Source organism: Corynebacterium sp. HS2168-gen11 (genome assembly GCF_024834075.1).
Taxonomy (GTDB): domain Bacteria; phylum Actinomycetota; class Actinomycetes; order Mycobacteriales; family Mycobacteriaceae; genus Corynebacterium.
In genome coordinates, this window is record NZ_JANUXR010000002.1 from 143,355 (window position 1) to 169,827 (window position 26,473).

The 26,473-nt window shown below is 49.5% G+C and carries 24 protein-coding genes; 3 read left to right on the plus strand and 21 right to left on the minus strand.

Features of this window, described 5'->3' with window-relative positions; all coding sequences use genetic code 11:
• Positions 1 to 53: 53 nt before the first annotated feature.
• From rsmB to pyrR, 15 genes are all read right to left on the minus strand, one after another.
• Positions 54 to 1,697 carry a 16S rRNA (cytosine(967)-C(5))-methyltransferase RsmB gene (rsmB, locus tag NXS99_RS01975; RefSeq protein WP_259286998.1) on the minus strand — a complete coding sequence of 548 codons (1,644 nt, stop codon included), beginning with the start codon at positions 1,695 to 1,697 and terminating at the stop codon, positions 54 to 56.
• Entirely contained in the window at positions 1,694 to 2,632 is a 939-nt protein-coding gene (fmt, locus tag NXS99_RS01980) for a methionyl-tRNA formyltransferase (RefSeq protein ID WP_259286999.1), read from the minus strand. The genes rsmB and fmt overlap by 4 nt, the downstream gene beginning before the upstream one ends.
• Positions 2,633 to 2,654: 22 nt before the next feature.
• A complete protein-coding gene (gene def, locus NXS99_RS01985) occupies positions 2,655 to 3,170 on the minus strand; it encodes a peptide deformylase (protein ID WP_259287000.1) in 516 nt (171 codons plus the stop codon).
• A 170-nt stretch (positions 3,171 to 3,340) separates the two neighbouring features.
• Positions 3,341 to 5,440 (minus strand): primosomal protein N', encoded by a 2,100-nt coding sequence (locus NXS99_RS01990; RefSeq protein WP_259287001.1) that lies wholly within the window; start codon positions 5,438 to 5,440, stop codon positions 3,341 to 3,343.
• An 88-nt stretch (positions 5,441 to 5,528) separates the two neighbouring features.
• Positions 5,529 to 6,758, minus strand: coding sequence for a methionine adenosyltransferase (gene metK, locus NXS99_RS01995; RefSeq protein ID WP_259287002.1), 1,230 nt, complete (start codon positions 6,756 to 6,758; stop codon positions 5,529 to 5,531).
• A gap of 168 nt (positions 6,759 to 6,926) precedes the next feature.
• Positions 6,927 to 8,180 carry a bifunctional phosphopantothenoylcysteine decarboxylase/phosphopantothenate--cysteine ligase CoaBC gene (gene coaBC / locus NXS99_RS02000; RefSeq protein WP_259287003.1) on the minus strand — a complete coding sequence of 418 codons (1,254 nt, stop codon included), beginning with the start codon at positions 8,178 to 8,180 and terminating at the stop codon, positions 6,927 to 6,929.
• Positions 8,181 to 8,304: 124 nt separating this feature from the next.
• Positions 8,305 to 8,583 carry a DNA-directed RNA polymerase subunit omega gene (gene rpoZ, locus NXS99_RS02005; RefSeq protein WP_259287113.1) on the minus strand — a complete coding sequence of 93 codons (279 nt, stop codon included), beginning with the start codon at positions 8,581 to 8,583 and terminating at the stop codon, positions 8,305 to 8,307.
• A 122-nt stretch (positions 8,584 to 8,705) separates the two neighbouring features.
• Positions 8,706 to 9,290, minus strand: a complete 585-nt coding sequence (gene gmk, locus NXS99_RS02010; protein WP_259287004.1) for a guanylate kinase — start codon at positions 9,288 to 9,290, stop codon at positions 8,706 to 8,708.
• A gap of 3 nt (positions 9,291 to 9,293) precedes the next feature.
• Complete coding sequence (gene mihF / locus NXS99_RS02015) at positions 9,294 to 9,617, minus strand: integration host factor, actinobacterial type (RefSeq protein WP_259287005.1); 324 nt, start codon at positions 9,615 to 9,617, stop codon at positions 9,294 to 9,296.
• 250 nt (positions 9,618 to 9,867) lie between these two features.
• Entirely contained in the window at positions 9,868 to 10,701 is an 834-nt protein-coding gene (gene pyrF, locus NXS99_RS02020) for an orotidine-5'-phosphate decarboxylase (RefSeq protein ID WP_259287006.1), read from the minus strand.
• Positions 10,702 to 10,706: 5 nt separating this feature from the next.
• Complete coding sequence (carB, locus tag NXS99_RS02025) at positions 10,707 to 14,060, minus strand: carbamoyl-phosphate synthase large subunit (protein WP_259287007.1); 3,354 nt, start codon at positions 14,058 to 14,060, stop codon at positions 10,707 to 10,709.
• A gap of 37 nt (positions 14,061 to 14,097) precedes the next feature.
• Positions 14,098 to 15,243, minus strand: a complete 1,146-nt coding sequence (carA, locus tag NXS99_RS02030; protein ID WP_259287008.1) for a glutamine-hydrolyzing carbamoyl-phosphate synthase small subunit — start codon at positions 15,241 to 15,243, stop codon at positions 14,098 to 14,100.
• A 54-nt stretch (positions 15,244 to 15,297) separates the two neighbouring features.
• The gene (locus NXS99_RS02035; protein WP_259287009.1) at positions 15,298 to 16,656 is read right to left on the minus strand and encodes a dihydroorotase; all 1,359 of its coding nucleotides are present in this window, start codon (positions 16,654 to 16,656) and stop codon (positions 15,298 to 15,300) included.
• A gap of 36 nt (positions 16,657 to 16,692) precedes the next feature.
• Complete coding sequence (locus tag NXS99_RS02040) at positions 16,693 to 17,634, minus strand: aspartate carbamoyltransferase catalytic subunit (RefSeq protein WP_259287010.1); 942 nt, start codon at positions 17,632 to 17,634, stop codon at positions 16,693 to 16,695.
• A gap of 5 nt (positions 17,635 to 17,639) precedes the next feature.
• Positions 17,640 to 18,206: a bifunctional pyr operon transcriptional regulator/uracil phosphoribosyltransferase PyrR gene (gene pyrR, locus NXS99_RS02045; RefSeq protein WP_259287011.1), complete on the minus strand. Its 567-nt coding sequence runs from the start codon at positions 18,204 to 18,206 to the stop codon at positions 17,640 to 17,642.
• A gap of 631 nt (positions 18,207 to 18,837) precedes the next feature.
• Here pyrR and NXS99_RS02050 point away from each other — a divergent pair.
• Genes NXS99_RS02050 through NXS99_RS02060 form a run of 3 tightly spaced genes read left to right on the plus strand, consistent with a single transcriptional unit; the run spans position 18,838 to position 21,195 of the window.
• The gene (locus NXS99_RS02050) at positions 18,838 to 20,283 is read left to right on the plus strand and encodes a TIGR01777 family oxidoreductase (protein WP_259287012.1); all 1,446 of its coding nucleotides are present in this window, start codon (positions 18,838 to 18,840) and stop codon (positions 20,281 to 20,283) included.
• 14 nt (positions 20,284 to 20,297) lie between these two features.
• Entirely contained in the window at positions 20,298 to 20,747 is a 450-nt protein-coding gene (locus NXS99_RS02055) for a YbjN domain-containing protein (RefSeq protein ID WP_259287013.1), read from the plus strand.
• A 4-nt stretch (positions 20,748 to 20,751) separates the two neighbouring features.
• Complete coding sequence (locus NXS99_RS02060) at positions 20,752 to 21,195, plus strand: hypothetical protein (RefSeq protein ID WP_259287014.1); 444 nt, start codon at positions 20,752 to 20,754, stop codon at positions 21,193 to 21,195.
• A gap of 46 nt (positions 21,196 to 21,241) precedes the next feature.
• Here the strand turns inward: NXS99_RS02060 and NXS99_RS02065 are convergent, their stop codons facing one another.
• The 6 genes from NXS99_RS02065 to aroB form a co-directional block, all read right to left on the minus strand.
• Positions 21,242 to 22,024 carry a hypothetical protein gene (locus NXS99_RS02065; RefSeq protein ID WP_259287015.1) on the minus strand — a complete coding sequence of 261 codons (783 nt, stop codon included), beginning with the start codon at positions 22,022 to 22,024 and terminating at the stop codon, positions 21,242 to 21,244.
• 282 nt (positions 22,025 to 22,306) lie between these two features.
• Positions 22,307 to 23,005 (minus strand): transcription antitermination factor NusB, encoded by a 699-nt coding sequence (gene nusB, locus NXS99_RS02070; protein WP_259287016.1) that lies wholly within the window; start codon positions 23,003 to 23,005, stop codon positions 22,307 to 22,309.
• Between the two features lie 20 nt (positions 23,006 to 23,025).
• A complete protein-coding gene (gene efp / locus NXS99_RS02075; protein ID WP_259287017.1) occupies positions 23,026 to 23,589 on the minus strand; it encodes an elongation factor P in 564 nt (187 codons plus the stop codon).
• Between the two features lie 131 nt (positions 23,590 to 23,720).
• Positions 23,721 to 24,812, minus strand: a complete 1,092-nt coding sequence (locus NXS99_RS02080; protein ID WP_259287018.1) for an aminopeptidase P family protein — start codon at positions 24,810 to 24,812, stop codon at positions 23,721 to 23,723.
• 64 nt (positions 24,813 to 24,876) lie between these two features.
• Positions 24,877 to 25,362, minus strand: coding sequence for a type II 3-dehydroquinate dehydratase (gene aroQ, locus NXS99_RS02085; RefSeq protein WP_259287114.1), 486 nt, complete (start codon positions 25,360 to 25,362; stop codon positions 24,877 to 24,879).
• Complete coding sequence (gene aroB, locus NXS99_RS02090) at positions 25,325 to 26,416, minus strand: 3-dehydroquinate synthase (RefSeq protein ID WP_396124796.1); 1,092 nt, start codon at positions 26,414 to 26,416, stop codon at positions 25,325 to 25,327. The genes aroQ and aroB overlap by 38 nt, the downstream gene beginning before the upstream one ends.
• Positions 26,417 to 26,473: the final 57 nt, after the last annotated feature.

Genomic DNA, 26,473 nt, shown 5'->3' on the forward strand with positions numbered 1-26,473 from the left:
CGGGTGCTGCGCTCGAGACTTTCACAGCACCCTCGTGACGATTTCGGTGGAAATTATGCTTGACGACGCAATGCTGTGAAGAACATCGCGTCGGTGCCATGACGATGTGGCCACATTTGTACCGATGCATACTCGCCGGTATTTTCCATTCCTGGCACTAATTGAGCAGCATCTAATTCAACAATGTCAGCATGGTGTGCTAACGCGTAATCTACGACTTCTCGAGTTTCTCGCAAATCTGGTGAACAGGTGGAATAGATGACCACGCCACCAGGACGGACCAATTTCAGTGCTGAGTCGAGAAGTTCGCGTTGCAGCTGGGATAGCTCAGCAATGTCGGATTCTTGTTTCCGCCAGCGCGCTTCTGGACGACGTCGCAACGCACCTAAGCCCGAACAAGGTGCATCGACAAGCACACGGTCGTAGCCAGCAGTTACTCCAGGCTCACGACCGTCAGCAGTAATCACCGTTACTGGTAGGTCTTTCACAGCCTTTTGAATCAGTTGAGCACGATGTGGCTGAATTTCAATGGCGTCCACGTGTGCGCCGTCGATACGAGCCAACGCACCCATGAGTGTGGCTTTGCCACCAGGACCAGCGCAGAGATCAAGCCATCGGCCTTGATCTTTACCTTCGAGTGGAGCTTCTACCACTGCGCGGGCGATGAGCTGTGAGCCTTCATCTTGCACACCTGCCATGCCTTCTCGAATGGCATCAATCTGGCCTGGATCACCACTGGGTAAATACACTGCATATGGTGAATATTTACCTTCATCACCACCGGTAATCGCGGCCAGTTCCTCTTGTGAGATCTCACCAGGATGGGCAACCAAATGGACAATCGGTCGTAAAGAGTCAGCTTCTAAGACATCGTCAAGTTCAGCCAATCCGACAACTTTGGCAAAACTATTTGCGATCCATTCTGGATGCGAGTGGCGAAACGCCTTGGCTGCAATTTCACCATGTGGTTCCAATTCTTTCATCCACTGTGCGGGAGCTTTGCGGGAAATAGTACGCAAAATGCCATTGACAAATCCCTTGACATGCTCTTGGCCAATAGCTTCAACTAGACGGACTGATGAGTCAACTGCTGCATAGGGATCAACCCGTGTGTACAGCAATTGGTAGGCTCCCAAGCGTAGTGTTGTGCGCACACCAGGATCCATATCAGCAAGTGGGCGTGAAGAGCACTTGCCAAGGACTTTGTCAATCACACCTTGGTTGCGCAGGCAACCATAGGTGATTTCTGTGGCAAATGCGGAATCACGTCGTTTCAGGTTGTATTGACGCAACATGGCAGGAAGCACCAAGTTTGCATAAGCACTTTCATTATCAACTCGGTAGATCACATCGAAACTCACAGCACGTGCAATATCGACGTTGAGTAATAAACGTGGGTCTTGACCTGGGCGATATCCGGTATGGGAACCATGATTGCTTCGAGTATGTTGCTGCCCACGAGCTCGATTCGAGTGATTGGCAGTAGGTGATTGTGAACCACGCTTCGATTGTCGCTGTGAGCGTTGCGATGCACCATTGCCGCGGCGGTTTTCACCATCGCTAGCGTTGTCACGACGTGACTGACCACGAGAGTCTTGGCTTCGCCATCCACCACTAGTGCTGGTTTGAGGTTGCGCCGCATTGGTGTGTGTGCGGCGTGATCGGGAACGGAATCCGCCGGTTGATTCTAGGCTCATGAAAATAGTAATCCTTCGGTTGTGTGACGGCCTCTTGCCCAGTCGATCGCGTTCATCATTTTTTTGCCAGGAACTTGGATCGTCGTTAAGGCAACGTCCTGGGTAGCTGTTGCGACGACAACGCGGGTTTTCTCAATGCGGATCGTTCCTGGTGCATCTTGCGAGGTTTCCGCTAATGGTAGAACTTTGCCAAGTTTCACCCGGTCAGAGTCTAATGTAGTCCAGGCACCTGGTGCTGGGGTGACCGCGCGAATATTTCGATCAATTTCAGCGGCAGGTGTATTCCACTGAATTTGAGCATCGCTACTTAAGATTTTTGCAGCATGGGTAGATTCACCAACTTGTGGTTGCAAGGTTGCAGTACCTGCAGCAAGCTGATTCATAGTTGCAACCAACAAATCACTTCCTGCATATGCTAAACGGGTTAACAAATCATCTGCAGTATCTTCAGGCATGATCGGCTCGGTCAAACTTGCCAGAATTGGACCTGTATCTAAACCTTCATCAATCCTGAACGTCGTCGCGCCTGTGGTGGTATCACCAGCAGCAATAGCAGCTTGGACTGGTGCTGCACCGCGCCAGCGTGGTAACAGCGAAAAGTGCAGATTGACCCATCCATGCGGCACTGCATCTAAGAGGTCTGCAGGAATAAGATTGCCATAGGCAACCACCGGTGCACAGTCAATATTTAACGCTGCAAGATCACTGCGAAATTGATCACCATCAGGGGTACCAGCCCGCAATGTGCTTGGGGTAAATACTGGAATGCCATGTGTTTGCGCGAGTGCTTTTACCGGAGACGGATACAGACTGCGTCCACGCCCTTTCCTGGCATCTGGCCGAGTTAAGACCGCCACGATTTCATGATCTGAGGCCAAAAGGCGTTCCAAGGCAGCAACAGCTGGCTCAGGAGTACCTGCAAACATCAGGCGCATAGAACTTCTCGTACTTTCTTTTCTAGTGATCAGCTTGGAACCAGGCTGCTTGTCGGATTTCTTTCATGGCTTGCTTGCGCAACTCTGGACGCAATCGACGCAGGAACAATACCCCATCAAGATGGTCAGTTTCATGCTGAATACAACGAGCCATCAAACCTGATGCAACCATTGCAACTGGATTACCATGCATATCGACACCGGCAACACTGACAGTTTCATAGCGTTCGGTTTCAATCGACATTCCTGGGATAGACAGGCACCCTTCAGTGCCGCTTTGCAACGCTTCACCAATTGGTTCCCATACTGGGTTGATAATATGGCCGCGCAGCCCATCTTCGACCTTCGTGCAGTCGAAGACAAAGATACGCTTTAACACACCAATTTGATTTGCAGCAAGGCCCACACCACCACTTGCATCCATAGTTTCGAGCATGTCTTGGACCAGCAGTTCTAGATCATGATCAAAGTTCGTTATTTCTGTGGCACGAGTGGTTAATACTGGATCACCGAACAAACGGATCTCACGAATTGTCACTGTGGTTGTGCTCCTTACCTTACTGTTAAAAGTTATACGCACATTTGATTCCGCGTATTTTCACTCATGCAACTTGCATAAGCGCGGTATATCTATCGGTATATCCATCGTAGTGTCTGAACAAGGAATCTTGCCACTATACAACACATCGTTTCCGTGACCGCCAGTTTTTAACCAATGTGAATTGGGTTAATTTGGATGCGCAACGGTAAAGAGTCACGACGCGCTAACCGCGCTGTTTGAGCTGCGCGAAGTGCCGCACCTAATTGATTGCGCGGTCCCAGCGGGGTGCGAACCAAAATGCGTTGCGGTGGACCAAATTCTTGCTGATCATAATCCCCGGGCAATTTCATACCCAGCGGTAAATCAACTGGCCCTAAAATATCAGATCCTGCAGGTAGTTCGAGCAATTCCATAAACTGATGCAAAGCACGTGCCGGAGCATCCACTGCTGCCATATGTACAGCAGGTGGGAATCCTACTTCGCGTCGGCTCGCTAATTCTTGCTGCGCCATGCCGATCACATCCCAGCGAATGAAGCGCTGGACGACGGCAAGACTGGCATCTGCCACAACAATGACTTCCCCACCTTGCTCGTGTGAAACCACCAAACTTGCGGCGTGCGTCCATTTCGCAAAAGTATCTTCAGTAGCTCGTAAATCTTGTCGATTCAGCAGCGCCCAAGAATCCAATAATACCGCTGCACCGTATGTTGGCCCATCGGTAATAATCGGCTCAGCTCCCGGTGTTGCAACCACAATTCCCGGCCTCGAAGGCAATGTCTCATAGATGCGATTGCCACCTGATGCCACAATCGGGGTTTGTGGAAATGCCACACCAAATTCTTCCAAAGTCCGACGATGTCCTTGTACTACTGCCCGTAATTGGCGATTGCCGCACTGTCCGCAAGAAAAATGGGTATCTGGCGTACCGCACCAACCACAGGTTGGAACATACGCACCAGCGTGTGCTGGTGGCAGAGCTTGAGATTGTCGTTGAGGACCAAGTAAGACTGGCTGTGCACCACTATTGATTGTCTCAGACTGTGGAGGTATGCCAAGTGGGCCATTACAGGCACGACAGCGTGCTGGTGAGGAGCATTTTTTACAGGCTAGCGTTGGTACGTACCCTTTGCGAGGCACTTGTACAAGTGCTGGCCGTCCTTGTTCCAGTGAGCGTCGAATAGCCTGAAAGGCTCGGCTCGGAAGTCGTGAATTCTTCGCAAAGCGATCGCGTTCGAGTTCAAATTCATGTTCACCGGTGGCATGAATGCGCGGCATCCGCTTACGAATCGTGTCACGGTTCGCAGCGAGGCTATACACCCAACCAGCTTCGACTAACACTTGCACTTCAGCTGTACGAGTCAGCCCTGCCAAAATAATCGAGGCGTGTTCTAAAGAGCTACGAGTTGTTAAAACCTCGCGAGCATGGATATACGGTGCTCGTGGATCCACCAAATTATCGTCGCCATCATCTTTGATCACGACTAATCCTAAGTTCGCAACTGGTGCAAACGCTGCACTACGAGTACCGATCACCAAGCGCCCTTGACCATGCAATACACTCAAAAAACGCCGGTAGCGGGCCTGTGGACCTTGTTGCGAATTTAGAACCGTAATCTGTTTCGGACTGACATATTGGCTACATGCTGCTACGAGTTGTTCAATATCTTTCTGGTTCGGCACAATCAACAATGCACCTTTGCCCTGTAACACAACCTTTACCGCCAGCGCAGCAAGCGCATCGGCCCAAGGTTCTTGAGGAGTCATCTGCCAGGCAACCCGTGCAACTTTGCCAGCTAATACAGCATCAACAAACGCTTCCCCATGTTCATAGGCTGACCAGGGGCTTAAATCTGGTTCACTCGTCTTGCCAAGCTCCTCCCATGCAGTTGTAGTATCGGTTTGTTCGGCTTGGGCATGTCGCGATGGAATTGCTGCCCGAATCACGTCTGAGGTAATCGCCCCGTAGCGCAGCGCCAAAGATTCGATTAACGCACGAGTCGCAGGTGAGTAGATAATTTCCGGCGAGATCACACGATCCAGCCAGCGCAGATCGCCTTGATGAATAGGCTCTGCTACTCGCTCCAATAAAATCCCGTTAACCAGCCTGCCGGCAAACCGAATACGCACCAATACGCCCGGTTGAGCATCAGCATCTTGGTCGGTATCAATTTTGTACTCAAAAATTCGATCCAGTTGCGAAACACCCAGCAACGGCAATATTTGTGCAATCGGTGCATGTGGTGCAAGGGTGCGAGTGGTCGGCATACTTTGCAATATACTAAAGAACGCAATGAAGCGTCGAAAAGCAAGCTTGACGACGCCTCATTGCCAACTACGATGATGCTGCTGAGCTTTACAGCCCTAATGCTGCTTTAAGTTCAGTGACTTTATTGAGCTTTTCCCATGGCAGATCAAGATCATCGCGACCAAAGTGACCATAGGTGGCAGTCTGTGCATAAATTGGACGCAACAAATCAAGTTCCTTGATAATAGCCGCAGGACGTAAATCAAATACAGCTGCAACAGCCTGCTGGATGTCGGCATCCGTGAAACCGTGATGCGCTGTACCGAAAGTTTCAACGTACAGGCCAACTGGCTTTGCACGGCCAATGGCATACGCAACCTGGACTTCTGCACGATCAGCCAAGCCTGCAGCGACGATATTCTTTGCGACCCAACGCATTGCATATGCGGCAGAACGATCGACCTTACTTGGATCTTTACCAGAAAACGCGCCACCACCGTGACGGGCCATACCACCATAGGTATCGACAATGATTTTACGACCTGTCAAGCCTGCATCGCCCATTGGGCCACCAAGAATGAAGGAGCCAGAAGGATTCACCAACAACGTAAAGTTGGAAACATCCAAGGTTGCAGCAAGATTGGCATCATCGATCACCCACTGCACGACGTGTTCACGGATTTGCTCAGCAAGCCATGCTTGAGTGATATCTGGCGAATGTTGGGTTGATACCACAACCGTATCGAGTGCTACAGGTACACCATTGCTATCGTAAGCCAGAGTAACCTGAGTTTTACCATCTGGACGCAAGTTTTCGACGATGCCGTTTTTGCGCACGAAGGTCAAACGGCGTGCAAGACGATGTGCCAACGAAATTGGCAGTGGCATATATTCTGAAGTTTCGTTCGAGGCGTAACCAAACATCAAGCCTTGATCGCCAGCACCAGCTTGATCATTATCGTCGCTCTGGGCACCCTCGCGAACTTCTTGGGACACCGAGACTGAGTCACCAATCTCAGCAGATTGTTCACCAATTGCGACATTCACTGCGCAAGTACGACCATCAAAGCCGACAATTGATGAAGTAAAACCAATATTTAACAAGGTGTTGCGGGCAATTGATGCAATATCAACATAAGAAGATGTACGAACCTCGCCAACAACATGCACTTGGCCAGTTGTGACTAACGTTTCGACAGCCACTCGGGCTGCTGGATCTTGGGCCAGCATTGCGTCAAGAATGGCGTCAGAAATGGCATCGCAAATTTTATCTGGGTGGCCTTCGGTGACAGACTCGCTGGTAAAGAGGCGAAGTGCTCCGCCATGAGCGTGAGACATGAATAAATCCTTTATCAATAAAAATTCTGGTTACTCATTACAACTATCATGTTTGAGCACCGTAAATGCTGATATTTCAAACGTGTGTAGACTTGCGCGCACGGAAATATTAGAAACGAACTATCCTCAAAGGATAGACCAAGCTGTCTAAAAAGACAACTTTAGTCCTCACGATTCCACACGTGTTGAATCTTTCATAACAGTGTCAAAGATTTGTTGTGCAACTTCTAGTTTGGAACCATGATGGATCTGGACGACGTGACCATCTCTGGCAAGAAGCCATCCTTGATTGTCAGACCGCCCGAACACTTTCGATTCACCAACCTCATTACACATAAGATAATCGCACTGCTTTTTCTGCAGTTTCGCCTGCGCGTATTCGAGTGCCGTGTGGTGTTTATCGCCAGTTTCTGCAGCAAATCCAATAATCTGCAGAGTTTCCGGCAGTTTATGATCTCTACGATGCTGCACAAGTGTGGCCAAAATATCCGGATTTTCCACCATAGCAATATTCGTAAGTCCAGCTTCAGAAGTGGTGCCCTTTTTCATTTTTGCATCACCTGGTTGTGCTGGACGGAAATCAGCAACCGCAGCCGCCATAATCACTATATCCATTTCCGGAGCAAGGCGCATGACTTCGCCATACAAGTCTTGAGCCGAGCCAATACGAATAACCTCTGCCCCACTTGGCGTCGGTAACGCATCGACTGCCCCTGCCACAATAAAAACCTTTGCGCCCATTTGGCTGGCAGCTTCTGCTAAAGCGAATCCTTGCCGACCAGAAGAATGGTTCCCGATAAAGCGTACTGGATCGAGAGCTTCACGCGTACCACCTGCAGTAATTAAAATATTCTTTCCTGCAAGATCTTGCTTGACTGGCCCATGCGAAACAATCATCTCGGCATACTCGACAATTTGTTCTGGATCTAATAATCTACCAGCGCCAGTATCACTACCGGTAAGTCTGCCATGTGCTGGCTCAAGAACGGTGATACCACGTGAACGCAACGTTGCAACATTTGCTTGAGTAGCTGCGTTATACCACATCTCAGTATGCATAGCTGGGGCAATCACGATTGGGCACGTTGCAACGAGAACCGTGGCAGTCAACAAATCATCAGCACGCCCCATGGCGATACGAGCAATCAGATCCGCAGTTGCAGGTGCGATAACAATCAGATCTGCTTCTTTTCCAACTCGCACGTGACGAACTTCGTCGACAGCATCAAAAACTGAACTAGACACAGGGCTGCCGCTGAGCGCTTCGAAGGTCGGTTTACCCACAAATGCAAGCGCATGTGCTGTTGGAACTGCAATAACATTGTCACCTTGTTCCTTAAACAAGCGGATGATCTGACAGGCTTTATACGCTGCGATACCTCCACCAATGCCAACGACGATATTTCGACCTGTGGAAACCATACTTTGCGACAACTTTCTGTGGAACAATTGCTCAGATGCACTACCAGCTTACATAACAAAAACCTCGGTCTGCATAGTTGCAAGAAACTATGCAGGTACCGAGGATACTTGCAAGCAAAAAGCTTTAGCCTTCTTCGTGGTCGAGAAGACCAGACTCAATTTCGCGCAGTGCGATTGACAACGGCTTTTCTTGAGACTCTGGGGTCACAAGTGGACCAACGAACTCGAACACGCCTTCATCTTCCTGCTGAAAATAAGAGTTAATTTGGCGGGCACGTTTCGCGGCAAAAATCACCAAAGCATATTTCGACGACACGCGAGTGAGCAACTCATCAATTGGAGGAGCTGTGGTGCCGGTTGGCTTGTCATAGACGCCTCTGTTGCTTTCAAGGATTTCGTTCACGTTGGTCACTTCACACCTTAATTCTTTTACTCAAAACATATATACTAGCACACCAGCGTTGTTGCCCTGCATCTATGATACGTGAGAAACAGCGAAGCAACTACTGGTAATACTCATCGGTTCTACACGCGCGGGGTGTTTCCTAATAAGATTTCGCGAATCTCAGCCACTGCACGATCAAGGTCATCATTGACAATAATATGATCGAATTCATCCTGAGCGTCAAGCTCAGTGCGCGCGGTTTGAAGACGACGTTCAATAACTTCTTGCGTCTCCGTTCCTCGACCGGTTAACCGTTCAACTAAGGTTTCCCAACTTGGCGGAGCAACAAACACTGTGCGAGCCTCTGGCATTAACGCGGCGACATTACGTGCACCTACAAGGTCGACCTCTACCAAAACTGGGCGACCAGCGGCAAGTGCGGCTTCAACTGGTTCGGCAGGCGTACCAGAGCGTTGTAAACCTCCGTGAATATCTGCCCATTCCAGCATCTCTCCAGCATCGATACGACGCTGGAATTCTTCAGCTGAGACGAAGAAATAGTCCTGACCATCAACCTCACCTGGACGTGGTGCACGTGTAGTCATTGAAACCGAGAAATACAACGAAGGAAGTTCTTCTCGAAGCCGGCTTACCACTGTGGATTTACCCACAGCGGAAGGGCCGAGCAGAACAACAAGTTGACCGCGAGGACGATCGCCACTCATGGATTAATCCTCAGAAAAACCGAAGCGCTCCAGCAAAGCACGACGCTGGCGGTCACCCAAGCCACGCAGACGACGAGTCTGAGCAATCTCGAGCTCTTCCATGATTTCCTTTGCCTTTACCTTGCCAACTTTTGGAAGAGACTCCAGAAGCGCAGAAACCTTGGTCTTACCAATGATTTCATCAGAAGAAGCCTTCTCGAGAACTTCCTTCAGGGTAATATCGCCGCGCTTGAGTTCCTCTTTGAGCTGTGCACGAGCCTTGCGTGCTTCTGCTGCCTTTGCAAGGGCTTCCTTGCGCTGCTCGTCGGTCAACTGTGGAAGTGCCACGTCGGTGCCTCCAATTCAAATAATTTTAACGGATAGTGTAATTGTTAAATCTAGATAGCCTGCAAGAAGCTACATAGTACATGCGAAAATCTACCACATTTTGCCAGCATTACAATGCTGAAACTTATTGAGAAGATTCCGCTTAAGTGTAGCACTGAAATATAAAACTTGAGGTAATCAGTGTTTTAGTAACAAAACCCGCTGGTCAGAGACTTTCTATCCGGCGGGTCTTGTCTACTGTGAGCTGGGGTTATGCAAATTCTTGGCTTGCTTGTATGCAGGCTTGACGTAATGCTGACACGTTTGGTCCCTGCCCGAGAATCTGCCTAGAAATATTTGCAAATCCAAGTTCATCTACCCCCGTCGTCAAGCGTGCAACATCAGCTGATGTCGCACCTTGCGCGCCTACGCCAGGTAGTAACACCGGGCCATTGAGAGCTGCAAGTGTCGGTGCTGTTGCTAAGGTTGCACCCACAACTACGCCAACATTGCCAATACGGCCATTATTTGCAGCTGGCGCATTCCACTTTGCCGCAGCATCCACGATTTGCTGAGAGATCGTGGCTCCAGTTGCATCGCGATGATCTTGCAGATGGCGTGCCTCAGGATTGCTCGTGGCTGCAAGTACGAACACGCCGGTGCCGGTGGCATCAGCAAGCTCTAATGCTGGACGCAACGAGTCAAAACCAAGATATGGTGACAATGTGACGGCATCGCATGCAAGTGGTGATTCAGGATCCAACCATGCAGTCGCATACCCTGCCATGGTAGAGCCAATATCACCACGTTTGGCATCTGCCACAACCAGGGTGCCAGCTGCTCGCAGCGCTGTGATAGCTTCTTCAAGCACTTGATAGCCTTGTGCACCGAATGCTTCGTAGAAGGCTACTTGAGGCTTGACCAGGGCTACATGGCCGGCAAAAGCCTCCACGCAAGTATTGGTGAAGGTTTGCAGCCCTGCCACTGTATATTCCAAGCCCCATTGTTCCAGCAGCTTCTTATGCGGATCAATGCCCACGCATAAACGACCGTGGGTACGGCCTGCGGCTAAGAGTCGATCTCCAAAACTCAGTGGAGTTGTCATCGCGCTTACTTCCCCGCCTTGGTTGCATGATCAAGTTCTTGCAACGCGCGAACGCTCAGTTCACCTGCGCGTTTTGCTTCAATACCTTGCACTGCAGCAGTGACACCTTGCACAGTGGTCACCGATGGCACACCGCCGTCGACTGCGGCAGCACGAATCTCGTAGCCGTCATGACGAGCACCTGCAGAACCTGCTGGGGTGTTCAGAATCAGGTCAACCTCGCCATGCTTGATCATATCCACAATGGATCGTTTGCCAGCGTGCTGTCCTTCTTGGACTTCTGAGCGCTTAAAGACAGTCTCACACTCAACACCATTACGACGCAGCATTGCAGCAGTACCAGATGTTGCAAGCATCTTGAACCCTAAAGAAGCTAAGCGCTGAATTGGGAAGATCAAGGTACGTTTATCGCGGTTTGCAACCGACACGAATACTGTGCCGCTAGTTGGCAGGTTACTAAACGAACCTTGTTCTGCCTTGGCGTAGGCAGCACCGAAATTATCTGCCAAGCCCATAACCTCACCGGTGGACTTCATCTCTGGAGACAATAAGGTATCCAGCATCGTACCGTCTGGACGACGGAAACGATTAAATGGCAGCACAGCTTCTTTTACCGCGATTGGAGCATCCAATGGCAAAGAACCACCATCATATTCGGTTGGAATTAAGCCTTCTGCCTGTAGTTCTGCAATCGTCGCACCTGTCATGATACGCGAAGCAGCCTTCGCCAAGTGCACGCCAGTTGCCTTGGATACAAACGGTACGGTACGCGATGCGCGAGGATTTGCCTCGATCACATACAAGATGTCATCTTTCAGCGCGAACTGAACGTTCATCAAGCCTTTCACGCCAATGCCATGGGCCAATGCGGCAGTCGATTGACGCACTTTTTCAATATCCTCAGGCCCTAAGGTCATTGGAGGAAGCGCACATGCAGAGTCACCAGAGTGAATACCGGCTTCTTCGATATGCTCCATCACACCTGCAAGGTAAACATCAGTACCATCACAAAGCGCATCGACGTCGATTTCAATCGCATTATCAAGGAAGCGGTCTACCAACACTGGATGATCGGAAGTAATTTCCGTTGCGCGCTCAATATAGTCTGCTAAGGAAGCTTCGTCATAGACGATTTCCATGCCGCGACCACCAAGCACATAACTTGGACGAACCAGGACTGGATAGCCAATTTCTTGGGCGACAGCTTTGGCTTCAGCAAAGGAGGTAGCAGTACCAAATGCTGGTGCTGGCAATTGTGCCTTGCGAAGAACTTCGCCAAATTCACCACGATCTTCTGCTAGGTCAATAGCTTCAGGTGAGGTACCAATGACCGGTACACCTGCGTCGCGAAGCTTTGCAGCCAAACCAAGTGGTGTTTGTCCGCCGAGTTGGACGATCACACCAGCAACTGTGCCGGACTGGCATTCTGCATGGTAGACCTCCATGACGTCTTCGAAGGTCAGTGGCTCGAAGTACAAGCGATCAGCGGTGTCATAGTCGGTCGAAACTGTTTCTGGGTTGCAGTTGACCATCACTGTTTCATAACCCACGCGAGAAAGCTCAAGTGCGGCATGAACACAGGAGTAGTCAAACTCAATACCTTGGCCAATGCGGTTTGGTCCAGAGCCTAAGATGATGATCTTTTCTTTTTCAGTCTGTGGACGAACCTCTGATTCAGCAGCTGGATCGAGCTCATAGGATGAGTAGTGGTATGGAGTCAAAGCTTCGAATTCTGCAGCACAGGTATCAACTGTCTTAAATACTGGACGGATACCAAGTGACCAGCGCAGGCGACGAATGCCATCTTCACCTGCAAATTCTGGACGCAGTTTCGCGATTTGAAGGTCGGACAAACCATAGAATTTTGCTCGACGCAGCAAATCTTCACTTAAGGTTGGAGCGTCGAGAAGCTCTTGCCTAAAGGCAACTAAGTGCTCGAGTTCTGCCAAGAACCAAGGATCGATACCAGAAGCCTCATGAACTTGTTCAACAGTCGCGCCAAGGCGCAGCGCAAGTTCTGCATCATACATACGGCCTTCGGTTGGGCGACGTAAATCTTCAAGCACGAGATTGACATCGTTGGCGCGTTCTCCCGCAAATACTTCATCTGGAACAGTCCAGAAACCAGCTTGTTTGTTTTCCAACGAACGCATGACCTTGCCCAAAGCAGCAATATAATTGCGACCTAAGGACATTGCCTCGCCTACGGATTTCATAGTAGTGGTCAAGGTATCATCCGAACCCGTAAACTTCTCAAAAGCAAAACGTGGGGCCTTGACTACAACATAGTCCAGGGTTGGTTCGAATGCTGCTGGGGTTACACCGGTGATGTCGTTCGTGATCTCATCTAAGGTGTAGCCGATAGCCAGTTTGGCGGCGATCTTCGCAATTGGGAAACCAGTTGCCTTTGATGCCAAAGCCGAGGAACGGGAAACACGTGGGTTCATTTCAATGGTGATCAAGCGACCATCAACTGGGTTTTGCGCGAACTGAATATTACAGCCACCAGTATCCACGCCGACTTCACGGATAATTGCGATACCTTGGTCGCGCATCTTTTGATACTCACGGTCGGTGAGCGTCATTGCTGGTGCAACGGTGACAGAGTCACCAGTGTGTACGCCCAGTGCGTCGACATTTTCAATCGAGCAAATAACCACAACGTTATCTGCCCCATCGCGCATAAGTTCGAGCTCGTATTCTTTCCAGCCCAAGATTGATTCTTCGATCAGCACATTTGCTTCAGGAGAAGCTGCTAAGCCGCCACCTGCAATGCGTTCGAGATCTTCATCGTTAAACGCTAGGCCGGAACCTAGACCACCCATGGTAAAGGATGGGCGGACAACTACTGGTAGGCCAAGTTCTGCGACAGTTTCGCGAACTTCTTCCATGCTGTGACACACGCGGGATCGAGCAGATTCGCCACCGATTTTCGCAACAATATCTTTAAACTTTTGACGATCTTCACCGCGCTCAATGGCGTCAATATCGGCACCGATGAGTTCAACACCATACTTTGCCAAAGAACCACGACGATCGAGCTGGATTGCAGCATTCAGTGCAGTTTGACCACCAAGGGTTGCCAAGACTGCATCAATTGGATGTCCTTGCGCAATCTCTTTTTCGAAGATCTTTTCAATATATTCAGGTTCGATTGGCTCGACATAGGTATGATCAGCAAACTCTGGATCGGTCATAATTGTGGCCGGATTGGAGTTGATCAGGGTAACGCGTAGACCTTCTTCTTTCAGGACACGGCAGGCCTGGGTACCGGAATAGTCAAACTCACAGGCTTGTCCAATAACAATCGGGCCAGAACCGATCACCAGGACGTGATTAATATCGCTACGTTTAGGCATTATCTTCCTTCTTACTTCTTTCTGTATTCCTGGTGACTTAGTTCTTTTGGCTTTCCATCAATGCGATGAACTGATCAAACAATGGATTCGCATCCGTTGGGCCAGCTGCTGCCTCTGGGTGATACTGCACGGAATATGCCAAGCCGTTTTGCAGCGCGACACCTTCCACGGTGCCGTCATTTAAGCAGGTGTGGGTTACTTGTGCTGGACCAAATGGAGTGTCGAAAACCTCTCCTGCATTGCCTTTGAGCGCAAAGCCATGGTTTTGGGAAGTGATGTCGATCTTGCCAGTAACGTGATTGAGCACTGGGACGTTGATGCCTCGGTGACCAAACTTCAGCTTGTAGGTTTCTAAGCCGAGGGCGCGACCTAAGATCTGATTGCCGAAGCAGATACCAAACAGTGGCAATTTTGCGGCCAGAATTTCTTGGGTAATGCCAACCATCACATCAGCGGTTGCTGGATCGCCTGGACCATTCGAAATGAAGACGCCGTCTGGGTTGTACTGCAAAATATCCTTAAATGGAGTATTTGCTGGTACAACTACTGTGCGGATACCGCGACGTGCGAAGTTACGTGGAGTATTTGTCTTAATGCCCATGTCATAGGCAACAACAGTAAACGTATGTGCGGTTTCTGGCTCTACAACATAGACCTCATCGGTCGAAACTTCTTGAGCCAAGTCCAAACCAGCCATGCTTGGTTGTGCTTTGACGATTTCAAGTAATTCTGCAACTGGCTTGGCTGCATCTTCACCAGAGAAAATACCGCCTGATACTGAGCCAAAGTTGCGCAAGTGGCGCACAATCGCGCGGGTATCGACACCTGCAATACCAACAATATTTTGGGCAACCATTTCGTCTTCTAGGCTACGGTTTGCTCGCCAGTTTGAAACACGATTGGACAAATCACGAATGACCAGGCCAGAAACCCAAATGTGATCATTATGGGATTCTCCATCTTCGTCGTTCCAGCCGGTATTGCCGATTTGTGGCGCCGTTGCGACGACGATCTGACCACGATACGACGGGTCGGTCATAGTTTCTTGGTAGCCGGTCATGGCGGTGGTAAATACTACTTCGCCAAGTGTGGCGCCCTGTGCACCGAAGCTTTCACCTTGGAATACGCGTCCATCTGCTAATACCAGCAAAGCTTTGGCGCGAGAGGTGTAGGAAGAAGTCACGATAATACCTTTCGAGTATGTACTTCGAAGTTTGAAGCGAATAAGTAATGGATATTAAGAAGCAGCGTCTACGCGAGTAGGTATTTCTCCATGTTCACAGGTCACATGGCCACGCAACAACGTGGTTGCCACTTTCGCATGGAATTCCATGCCTTCATATGGGGTGTTATTGGCCTTCGAAGCAAGTGCTTCGCCATCGACGGTCCATGGTGCATGCTCTTCAACAATCGTGAGGTTGGCTGGTTCACCCACAGCAATTGGACGGCCATGTCCTGGCAGTTTCACAATCTCAGCTGGACGTTCCGACATTACCTTGGCCACAAATCGCCAGTCAGCCAGACCAGATTCGACGAAGATCTTTGCCACGATTGCCAAAGAGGTTTCCAGCCCAAGCATGCCAGGCTTCGCCAATTCAAATTCACAGCATTTATCTTCGGAACCATGTGGTGCATGGTCAGTCGCAATGCAGTCCAAGGTGCCATCAAGCAAGGCATCGCGCAAGGCGATAGTGTCTTTGGTTTCACGCAAAGGTGGATTCACGCGGTTGACACCGTCATAGGTGTGCAAACGCTCGTCGGTCAGCAGTAGGTGGTGCGGGGTTACTTCGGCAGTCAAAGGAATATTTTGTGCCTTTGCCCAGCGGACTAACTCAACGGTACCTTCCGTAGAAGCATGGCAAATATGGACACGACTACCGTAGTCACGAGCCAGCAACGCATCGCGAGCAACCACAGATTCTTCGGCAACCCGTGGCCAACCACGCAAGCCTAAACGTGCTGCAGTTTCACCTTCATGGGCACATGCACCTTCAGTCAGACGTGGATCTTCACAATGCTGAGAAAGCAGCACATCAAGGCCCTTGGCATATTCCAAGGCGCGGCGCATAATCAATGGATTATCTACGCATTTTCCGTCATCAGAGAACATGCGAACTTTTGCGGCGCTATTGGCCATCATGCCAAATTCGGTGATTTCCTTACCTGCCAGGCCTTTGGTGATCGAGCCTACCGGATGAACATCGCACAGGCCGATGCTTTGACCTTTCATCCAAACCGATTCTGCAATAATTGGCTGATCAAGTACAGGTGTGGTGTTTGCCATTGTGAACACGGCGGTGAAGCCACCGCGGGCAGCTGCTGCCGAACCAGTTGCAATAGTTTCGGTATCTTCCCGGCCTGGTTCGCGAAGGTGTACGTGAATGTCGACCAAACCAGGCAACAGCACGCCATGATTGCCTTCCACAATGCGATCAGCTTCAGTGACAGCGGTATCAAGCTCAGTGATGACACCATCGGTAATCAACACATTCACAGATTCGCCTTCACCGTATGGGCGTACGTTTTTCACCAAGACGGTGCCAGCAGCAGCTGGCGCCAATGTACCAGTGACTGGGTATTCAGGAGTATGAGACATCTGAGTATTCCTTTATGAGTTTTGCTTGATTGACCACTAGAAACCAGGGGTTTCAGTGCCGGCGATGAGGGTAAACAGAACTGCCATACGGGTATGTACACCGTTATTGACCTGCTGTAATACTGCTGTTCGAGGAGCATCAGCGACTGCATAGTTAATTTCCATGCCACGCAACATTGGTCCAGGATGCATCACGATAGTGTGATCTTGTAGAGCTGCAGCGCGCTGCTGACTCATACCGTAAAGAGTGGCGTATTCGCGGTGTGATGGGAAGAATCCACCATGCATGCGCTCTTGCTGGACACGCAGCATCATGACGACGTCAGCATCATAAATCTCTTGATCCATGTCATACGACACACGCACTGGCCAGTTTTCGACACCAGTTGGCAACAACGTTGGTGGAGCAACTAAAACAACTTCTGCTCCGAGCTTTGACAAGAGATCAACATTCGACCGCACCACGCGAGAATGCAGGCAATCGCCTACGATCACGATCTTACGACCAGTAATCGAACCAAGCCGTTGCCGCATTGTTACGGCATCTAATAATGCTTGGGTTGGATGCTGATGCGCACCATCGCCGGCATTGATCACAGATGGACCATCACCATTTGGAGCAACCCACTCAGCAAGTTGCTGGGCAGCACCTGAAGATGGATGACGAATGATCAAAGCGTCGGCACCAATTGCGGTTAAGGTCAGGCCGGTATCTTTCAAAGATTCGCCTTTTTTCACCGAGGACGATGATGCAGAAATATTGATCACATCAGCGCTCATCCATTTACCAGCGGTTTCAAAAGAAGAGCGAGTACGAGTGGAATTCTCATAAAAAAGCGTAAAGATGGTGCGTCCGCGCAGGGTCGGCAGCTTTTTTAATTCTCTGCCTTCCAGTGCCTCGCGGAAGCGATCGGCTTCATCCATAATTCCAATGATCTCGTCTCGAGACAGATCAGCAATAGAAAGCAAGTGCTTCATGGTGGTTAAGCATCCCCTCGGATAAGCATGACGGCGTCGCGACCGTCGATTTCTTGTAGTAGGACGGTGATGTCTTCAGAGCGTGCAGTAGGAAGATTTTTTCCTACATAATCTGCCCGAATTGGTAATTGGCGATGACCACGATCAAGCAATACCGCAAGCTGTACAGTTTCAGGGCGTCCAAGATCGCGCAAGGCATCAAGGGCTGCGCGAATACTGCGCCCAGAGAACAGTACGTCGTCGACAAGCACAATATGTGCCCCGTCAATGCCGCATGTAGGGATAGTGGTTGGTTGTAATGCGCGATGTGGCTTCGAGCGCAAATCATCGCGATATAAGGTGATGTCAAGGCTGCCGACTGGCACTTGCACACCAGTGAATTGCTCAATTTTAGATTGCAGCCGAGCGGCTAATGGGACGCCACCTGATGGGATACCCAGTAAAATCACTGGTGGAGCATCGGTGGAATCAAGAGCCGTTTTCTCAATAATCTGGTGCGCGATGCGTGCAATTGTACGTGCCACATCCTCTGCACTAAGCAGCTCGATTGTAGCAGTTGCATTTTCACTCATCGTGACCTCCTTCCCCGCCTCTCTGTGCGGTCCGTTAAAGGATGTCGAGCTGGCCGAAACCAGCACTTTCTGAGATGTCATGATTCTTGTTCAGAAACAGGTACCAATACTTTGCATGACCTGGGATTTCTAGTATGAAAACTCTGCTAGAAGTAGACCAATCAAATATGGCGACCTATGTCTGGAACCATTACCGACTAACTCTATCAAATTGTCAATCCATTTTCATCACTTTTCCAAAATGAAGTGTCGAAGGTTGCTGACCTGCTTTCTAAGGTGTGCGATACATACTTTCCAGGCGCGACTATTGCCAACGCTCTCCTACCGTTTTCGCTCGGTAAACTCCTGCAGCTACAGCCTGACACGCTCGCGCCGCTACGACTAAGCGCATGAACAACCAACACGCAAGAACCCTAGTAGCAAATATGCTGCATGCGACCAGCACATCCATGCGTTAAAGCGCCTCACAAACCCAATTTCGGAGTGGAAACACTACCGAAGCATCACTATCGCGTAATATTTCCTATACAAAACTATTATTGGTTGCGGCAACAAGACTTTTTGTTAAAGTTGCTACTACAGTTGGCATACGCCAGCGTCAAACGTGATGTTTATCGGATAAGGACTGCCCATGAGTTTAAGCTCATCCCATATTGTGCCAGGTCGTAGAGAAGATGTTTGGGACTGGCACACTCGTCCTGGCGCGGTCCAAAGGCTGACACCACCGTTTATCCCACTAACACCAATCCAACAGGCACACAGTTTGAAAGATGGCACTACTATTTTCAGCCTGCCAGCTGGCTTACGGTGGGAAGCACGCCATGATTTATCTGGCTATGTCAAAGGTTTTAGCTTTACCGACGTTTGCCTCAATGCCCCAATCAAGGCACTTTCCTATTGGCGACACACCCATAGTTTCTTGGATGCTTCGACTCCCCATGCTGTTGCTACAAAAATAACCGACAATGTACACACTCGTGTGCCAGCAAGCACGCTGGCACCAATGTTTGCCTATCGGCAACAGCAACTCATCGGTGACCTCAGCTTTGCTCAACGCCTTCAGGCGCTGAATGCTGCAAAACTTACGGTTGCGATCACTGGCAGTTCTGGATTAATTGGCACAGCACTGCGAGCACAGCTTACGACTTTAGGACACAAGGTTATTCAGTTTGTGCGGCCTGGTAATCAGCCAGCCAAGATCGATCCTGAGACTATGCGGATATGGGATCCGCTGCAGCCAAACCCGGATTTATTACATGACGTGGACGTCGTTGTGCACTTAGCAGGTGCACCAATTTTTGGCCGCTTTACCGAAGCCCATAAGCAATCTTTGTGGCAATCTCGAATTACCCCAACCCAGCAGCTTGCCAATTTAATCGCGGAACATGATCAACCGATAACGTTTATTGCGGGTTCTAGTATTGGCTACTACGGCCATGATCGGACTGATGAGGTCTTAACTGAAACTGCCGCATCTGGGAGAGGTTTTCTTGCAGACTTAACCAAGCAGTGGGAAGCTGCGGCTAACTTGGCACAAGCTGGGCATGCACGTGTGGTTAATCTTCGCACCGGCATTGTACTATCTGGCCGAGGTGGTTTCTTACCTGTGTTACGCACATTATTTTCCGCTGGTCTTGGTGGCCACTTGAGCACTGGTGAGCAGGGATTTTCGTGGATTGCACTGGATGATCTCACCGATATCATCATCACCGCTGCGCTCGATGATGCTCTGGAAGGCCCATTGAATGCAACTGCCCCAGCGCCGGTGACAAATGCTCAAATGGCACAAGATTTAGGTGCACAACTGAATCGACCGGCTTGGTTCCCGATCCCAACCATCGGGGCAAAAGCAATCTTGGGAAGCCAAGGCACTGAAGAATTCGCACTTGCGGATCAACATGTGATCCCTGATGTACTCTTAAAGCGAAAGCATTATTTCAGATACCCAACATTATCAGCAGCCTTTGCACATGAACTCGGCAATGAAACGCTTTTCGACGCACCTGTGCAACCAACCTCAGATCCAACAACACAGCCATATGGAACTTCCTGGCTGCGACTTCCCAAATTCTTCTAACCCAGATACCAATTATGTCCTCACTCCCACCAACAGCAGACCAAACCATCGATCATGTCACGCTTGACCAGGTGGCCATGGTTCTTCGCGAAAATTTACAAACTCTCAACGTTGTCCCGCCTGCGGTGCATTTTAGCCTGGACGCGCTGTTTTGCACTGTCACTGTTGAAGAGCACCGTCTTCGCTGCGAGGCATTATTGTCGCGATCATTTCACGCGACTGAACTTGCATCGGTAGTAGAACTGCTGAATACCTGGAATAGCACCACTACTTGGGTCACGTTGTATTTCACCGTCGAGCAGCAAAATATCGTGCGAATGTATGCTCAAGCTGTATTTGAAACTGGGTGTGGGCTTTCGCATAACCAGTTAGGTTATATGGTGACTTCGCAACTTGAAGCTATGCTGCAGGCTGACGAATTTCTTGCTTCATCATCAGTACCAGCATTTGAGCAGGAGTCTTGATCGCATGTCACAGCATCTCCCACAAGTGACAGGTTTCAGTGTACTTGCAGCATTAGGGCAACTTGGCATACTTGGCGTGCCAACTGCGACACCACATGTCGTCGAGGTTGAGCAAGAAAAAACTCTCGTGACCATCACAGCTTTGCCGATGAGTTTGATCTGCAGCACCACGGTGCCGCTGAAGCATACTGAAGATGAGCGTTTTGTGGCATCACTTGCTGCAGCAATCTTTCATCAACGCAGGCCTGGTGTGCGAGTCAGTGTCCATCATGACACGACCACCTCGTGGTATCGTCTTGAAACTATCTATCCGATTGCAGCTGGGGCAACAGTTGCGCAGCAGTCTCATATTTTGCAATCGAATATCGCAGCACTTGTTGCAGCGGTTCCTCAGGTACTGGCTCAGCTAGAAGCAGCACACGCGTTGCACCGAATGATGACACAATAAATGCCTTGCTGGTATAGATCAGCAAGGCAGAAATTGAGAATATTTTTTAGCGTTGTGGAGAAGAGAACAACGTTGTTTGTGCCTTCTCTTGTAATGCCAGGGTTGGGGCGACAAATGCTGCAGCAGCATCTGGTGCGGTAAAGGTGACATCAATATCGCGCAGCTGGCTTGGGGCTACTTTTAATGCCAGAACGCCTGCATCAATTTTTTTGGCGGTAGGTACTCGCAGTTTTTCTACATCCACACCATTAATGGTGCCTTTCCAGGTACCTTCTTTGTGTGGAGTAATTTCCGTTCCATTGCGTTCCACGAAGCTAAAAATCACCGGTTGTGGTTCATCATTGCCGGTTATTTGGGGGAAATTCGCAACAAGAAAACGAGGAGTGTCTGGGATAGCGTTCAGCGGCGTGCCATTTGGCACAACTGGTGGCGCAACTTGTGGCTCAGCAGATTGCGCAACCTCCGGTGCAGTCGCAGGAGTTGCCTCAACTGCTGGTGCTGGAGCTGGTGTTGCAGTTGCTGGGTCTTGCTGAAGAGTGACAATATCACCATCGCTAATTGTCGAAGGAGCCAATACTTCAGATACTCCGAGAAGTGGTGCTAACGTATCCAACGCTTTTGGTTCAATGCCGTGATCGGCAAGCAATTTTCCACCTACTGTTTTCGCTAATGAAGCAACGCTAGCTGGAACTTCAGGAAGATCACGCTGTTCAGTCAGCCCAACCATACCTCCTACCGCGACAATGACCGATAATAAAAGTTTGGCAATCTGCAGCAACGTGGAGGAATCTACAGCTACTCCTTGAACGCCTGGAATGTTGAACTTCATAATGGTCTTTCGTCCTATCTGTGCGTGGTACAACTGAATAAATATCACGGGTATCTACCAATATTCACATAAACCCCATCAGTCACATAAGTTCATAATAATCCCAAATTTCACAATAGTCTAGGGCAATAAAAAATACCGGTTGTTCATGCTTGTATGAAAAAGCATGAACAACCGGTATTACTTAGTACCAGAGAAACATTCGAGAAATTTTCATCTGAAAGATCTCGCGAATCTCACAGACTATACAGATCATGAAGATCCCAAAGACCTCTGCAGTCCTTAATAGTCTACGTGGTCATGAACCAACGCATCGTCACTGCTATCTGAGATACCAGTGCCATCAAAATCCTCATCTTCATCTGTTGCAAGATCAACACCATCTTCAGCTTCAGCAGCCTCAAGTGCCTCGGCAAATGATTCAGTTGCAGACGCAAACAACTTAGCGTCTTCTTCCTCAGATACCGCAGATTCTAGTTCTAGGACTAGACCTTGTTCGGCTTGTACCTTAATCTCGTCAAGATTATTCATCACTGCATCTAGAACTGCATTGATATAGGTTGGTGAATGGTCTGTTGAATAATGAGCAGCCAACTCAATTGCTTCAGAAACAGCAGTCTTCATCGGAATATCCTCATTGAACATCAGTTCCCAGATCGCAAGACGCAAAATCGCGCGATCAACCGCTGCGATACGATGCAACTCCCAATCCTCAGACAGATAGCGCGCAATCACCGCATCAAGCACATCAAGTTGTTCAGCAACACCATTGACAATCTCTTTGGTGTAGTGATTGACAGGAGCAACATTGCTTTCCTGATGCAGTGCTAAGACAGTGCGATCTTGTACCACAGCAACTGGATCAACGTCACGAATTTCTGCTTCATAAAGCATATCCACGGCACGACGACGTGCGCGAAAGCGCGAGCCGTGACGCTTCCAGCGCTTCTCTACTTCGAGCTCTCCGTCATGTTTTGGCATATCCTTTGCATCACTCACAATTAGTTATTCACGCGAGAAAGGTAAGATCCGTCGCGAGTATCAACCTTGACAACATTGCCGGTTTCGATAAACAGTGGAACCTGAATCTCTGCACCGGTTTCCAAGGTTGCAGGCTTGGTGCCGCCAGAAGAACGGTCACCTTGCAGGCCTGGCTCGGTATGTGCAATGGTCAGATCCAAAGAAATTGGCAGTTCAGCAAACAGTGGCTCGCCCTCATGGAAAGAAACCTGCACAGTGGTGTTTTCCAACAGGAACTTCGCGCCGGAACCAATAATATGTTCTGCCAGTTCGACCTGTTCAAAGGTCTTTTCATCCATGACAACAAAAGAAGTGCCATCATGATACAGGTAGGTCATATCACGGCGATCAACGGTTGCAGTCTCAACTTTCACACCAGCGTTAAAGGTCTTGTCGGTCACCTTGCCAGAAACAACATCCTTGAGCTTGGTACGCACAAAAGCTGGACCTTTACCTGGCTTCACATGCTGGAACTCGATGATCTGCTGGAGCTTGTTTTCGATCTTGAGGACAAGACCATTCTTAAAATCAGCGGTAGTAGCCACGCCGCACTTCCTTTTTTGAGGTGATTGACTTCAATTAACTGTTTGATAATACATGAAAACTCACCCAAAACACAGTAAGGACCACGGCGCGCACAACAAACGGCCATGGTCCTTATAACTCAACGCATGTGTTACACGATGCGAAGTTCCTTTGGAATACGAGTCAGATTCAACGGTTCACCTGTGGTAACCACCAAGGTGTCTTCAATTCGCACACCACCTTTGCCTGGCACATAAATACCTGGCTCGATAGTCACGGTCATATTTTCTTCCAAGACACCCTGACCGGTAGTTGCGGCATACGGTGGCTCATGCAAGTCAAGACCCACGCCATGACCAGTGGAATGCACAAAATATTCCCCATAGCCTGCTTCGGTAATAATATCGCGGCATGCTTTATCAACATCTTGCAAGGTTGCACCTGGAACTGCAGCACGGCAACCAGCAAGCTGTGCTTCGAGCACGATATTATAAATCTCCGTACTAAACGCATCTGCTTCACCCACAATGACCGTACGCGTGGTATCGGAATTATAGCCAAGCAAATGAGCACCGAAGTCGATAGTCACAATATCGCCATGCTCAACTACCCGATCAGCAGCGCCATGGTGCGGCTTCGCTGAATTCGGACCAGAGGCAACAATGGTGTCAAAGCTTGGTTTTTCAGCACCTTTCATACGCATCTTGTATTCCAGATCTGCAGCAATCTCGAATTCTTTGCGACCAGCGCGAATCAAACCTTCGTCGACAAGCTCACGGAATGCGCTGTTGGCAATTTCCGCAACCTCGTCAAGACGACTGAGTTCATAGGCGTCTTTCCTTAAACGAATTTCCTCAATGACGCCACGAACTGGCACCAATACGACACCTTCACCAGCGGCTTCCTTGAGACGCTCGAGCTCAGAAACCGTGACATAGTCTGCTTCGTAGCCAACAGTTGCTGGCCCTGCAATTTCGGCTAACAGATGGGTGGCAACTGCACGAGCGTTCACCGCCTCAATATCTGGAACTTCTTCTGCGATCTGGGTGGTATAACGGCCGTCGGTTGCAATTGATGCTTGTTCATCAGCTGCGATGGTAAGTGCACCGTTTGAGCCAGAAAATCCTGCAAGGTAACGCACATGAAGTAGATGAGTCACCAGCAAGACATCGATCTGCTGATTCGCAAGTGCTGCTGCTACCCTACGACGACGCAACTGGAACCTGGTAGGTTGGGTTGACATAGAACACCGTTCCTTTTCTTTCCATCAAATGATATGCAATTGTGCGGTTGAACACATGATAGTTTTACATCTGCGCAACGCAATAGTCTAGTGCAAGCAAATAGCCTTGAACGCCTAATCCTGCGATCACGCCTTTTGCAATCGGCGAAAGATACGAATGTGCCCGAAATGGTTCGCGGGCATGGATATTCGAAATATGCACCTCAATAAAACCAGCTTGATCACTAATTTCTGCCAATGCATCGCGCAACGCGACTGAAGTATGTGTCAGCCCGCCTGGATTAATAATCACAGGTTGGCCCTTATCAGCTGCTTCATGAATCCATTCAATCAGCTGACCTTCATAATTCGACTGCTTACAACATACGGTAATGCCATATTCGTTGGCTCTGGCATGCAGTAACAGCTCTAGATCCGCCAGTGTAGTCTTGCCATATACCTCTGGCTGCCGTTTGCCTAACCTATCAAGATTCGGCCCATTGAGCACCAAAACACTGCGCGCACCTGCGACGTCATGCTCGCGAATCACAGGCAAGCCGCTGATAGGCATGTTGGAGTTGCGCATAGGTTGCATCCTCGATTCGTGTAGGGTTTCCAGCACTCGTCAGTGCCACAAAGCGAATATTACCGTTTCGGTTTTTCTTATCCCGAGTCATTGCACCATACAAGGCGGCAAAGTCACTGCCAGCATAGGTCGTCGGCAATCCAACTGAGCGAAGAATATTCCGATGTCGTTGCACAAAGGCTTCATCAATAAGTCCTCGTTCCTGACTTAGATACGCAACGAACATCATTCCAACGGCCACCGCATTTCCATGTCTCCAGGAATAGTCCTCTACAAGTTCGACCGCATGCCCAAACGTATGCCCATAATTTAAGATTTCGCGCAGCCCCGACTCTTTCAAATCTTGGCTGACAACACTTGCCTTTACGGCCACGCTACGCGCAATCAATTCCGGCAAATACCCCGAAACATCAAGGCAGGAAGCTGGATTTTCCTCATATCGTGCCAAAATTTCCGTATCAGCAATCAACCCAGTTTTAATAATCTCCGCACTACCAGCAACCAATTCAGCGTGTGGCAGCGTGCGTAAATATGCGACATCGATAAACACCGCTGCTGGCTCATGAAAAGCACCAACCAAATTTTTCCCCTGCGCAGTATTAATACCGGTTTTCCCGCCCACAGCCGCATCAACCGCCGCAAGCAAACTGGTTGGAATATGCACAACTTTCATGCCACGCATCCACGTCGCAGCAACAAATCCCGCTAAATCCGTTGCAGCGCCACCACCAAAACCAATGAGCAAATCATGCCTGGTAAACCCAGCTTCGCCCAGTTCGCCCCAGAGACGTTCACAAACAGCAAATGTTTTGCCCTGTTCAGCATCTGGAATCATAAGCTTGACGACGCTCATACCTAGTGATTCAATCGCTGCAATCAACGTCGCGACCTGTGATTCAAGGCTTGGTTGCACCACAATACCGACGGATGCTACACCTGCATGTTGAATCCATGTGGTGATTTCAGCGGAAAGATTCTCACCAATGACAACATCATAAGGTTGAGCACCGGTTACTGAGATCGTAGAAAAAACTGTCATGTTCAACCTTTAGTACTTGTATGCCAACAGTCAGAAAATACGAGGGCTGCTTGAGAC

Excerpts from the sequence above, each read along its gene's own strand:
- rsmB (WP_259286998.1), bottom strand. The coding sequence starts at position 1,697 with ATGAGCCTAGAATCAACCGGCGGATTCCGTTCCCGATCACGCCGCACA.
- fmt (WP_259286999.1), bottom strand. The coding sequence starts at position 2,632 with ATGCGCCTGATGTTTGCAGGTACTCCTGAGCCAGCTGTTGCTGCCTTG.
- NXS99_RS01990 (WP_259287001.1), bottom strand. The coding sequence starts at position 5,440 with ATGCCGACCACTCGCACCCTTGCACCACATGCACCGATTGCACAAATA.
- metK (WP_259287002.1), bottom strand. The coding sequence starts at position 6,758 with ATGTCTCACGCTCATGGCGGAGCACTTCGCCTCTTTACCAGCGAGTCT.
- coaBC (WP_259287003.1), bottom strand. The coding sequence starts at position 8,180 with ATGGTTTCCACAGGTCGAAATATCGTCGTTGGCATTGGTGGAGGTATC.
- gmk (WP_259287004.1), bottom strand. The coding sequence starts at position 9,290 with ATGAGTGGCGATCGTCCTCGCGGTCAACTTGTTGTTCTGCTCGGCCCT.
- pyrF (WP_259287006.1), bottom strand. The coding sequence starts at position 10,701 with ATGACAACTCCACTGAGTTTTGGAGATCGACTCTTAGCCGCAGGCCGT.
- carB (WP_259287007.1), bottom strand. The coding sequence starts at position 14,060 with ATGCCTAAACGTAGCGATATTAATCACGTCCTGGTGATCGGTTCTGGC.
- NXS99_RS02035 (WP_259287009.1), bottom strand. The coding sequence starts at position 16,656 with ATGTCTCATACTCCTGAATACCCAGTCACTGGTACATTGGCGCCAGCT.
- NXS99_RS02040 (WP_259287010.1), bottom strand. The coding sequence starts at position 17,634 with ATGAAGCACTTGCTTTCTATTGCTGATCTGTCTCGAGACGAGATCATT.
- pyrR (WP_259287011.1), bottom strand. The coding sequence starts at position 18,206 with ATGAGTGAAAATGCAACTGCTACAATCGAGCTGCTTAGTGCAGAGGAT.
- NXS99_RS02050 (WP_259287012.1), top strand. The coding sequence starts at position 18,838 with ATGAGTTTAAGCTCATCCCATATTGTGCCAGGTCGTAGAGAAGATGTT.
- NXS99_RS02055 (WP_259287013.1), top strand. The coding sequence starts at position 20,298 with ATGTCCTCACTCCCACCAACAGCAGACCAAACCATCGATCATGTCACG.
- NXS99_RS02060 (WP_259287014.1), top strand. The coding sequence starts at position 20,752 with ATGTCACAGCATCTCCCACAAGTGACAGGTTTCAGTGTACTTGCAGCA.
- NXS99_RS02065 (WP_259287015.1), bottom strand. The coding sequence starts at position 22,024 with ATGAAGTTCAACATTCCAGGCGTTCAAGGAGTAGCTGTAGATTCCTCC.
- nusB (WP_259287016.1), bottom strand. The coding sequence starts at position 23,005 with ATGCCAAAACATGACGGAGAGCTCGAAGTAGAGAAGCGCTGGAAGCGT.
- NXS99_RS02080 (WP_259287018.1), bottom strand. The coding sequence starts at position 24,812 with ATGTCAACCCAACCTACCAGGTTCCAGTTGCGTCGTCGTAGGGTAGCA.
- aroQ (WP_259287114.1), bottom strand. The coding sequence starts at position 25,362 with ATGCCTATCAGCGGCTTGCCTGTGATTCGCGAGCATGACGTCGCAGGT.
- aroB (WP_396124796.1), bottom strand. The coding sequence starts at position 26,416 with ATGACAGTTTTTTCTACGATCTCAGTAACCGGTGCTCAACCTTATGAT.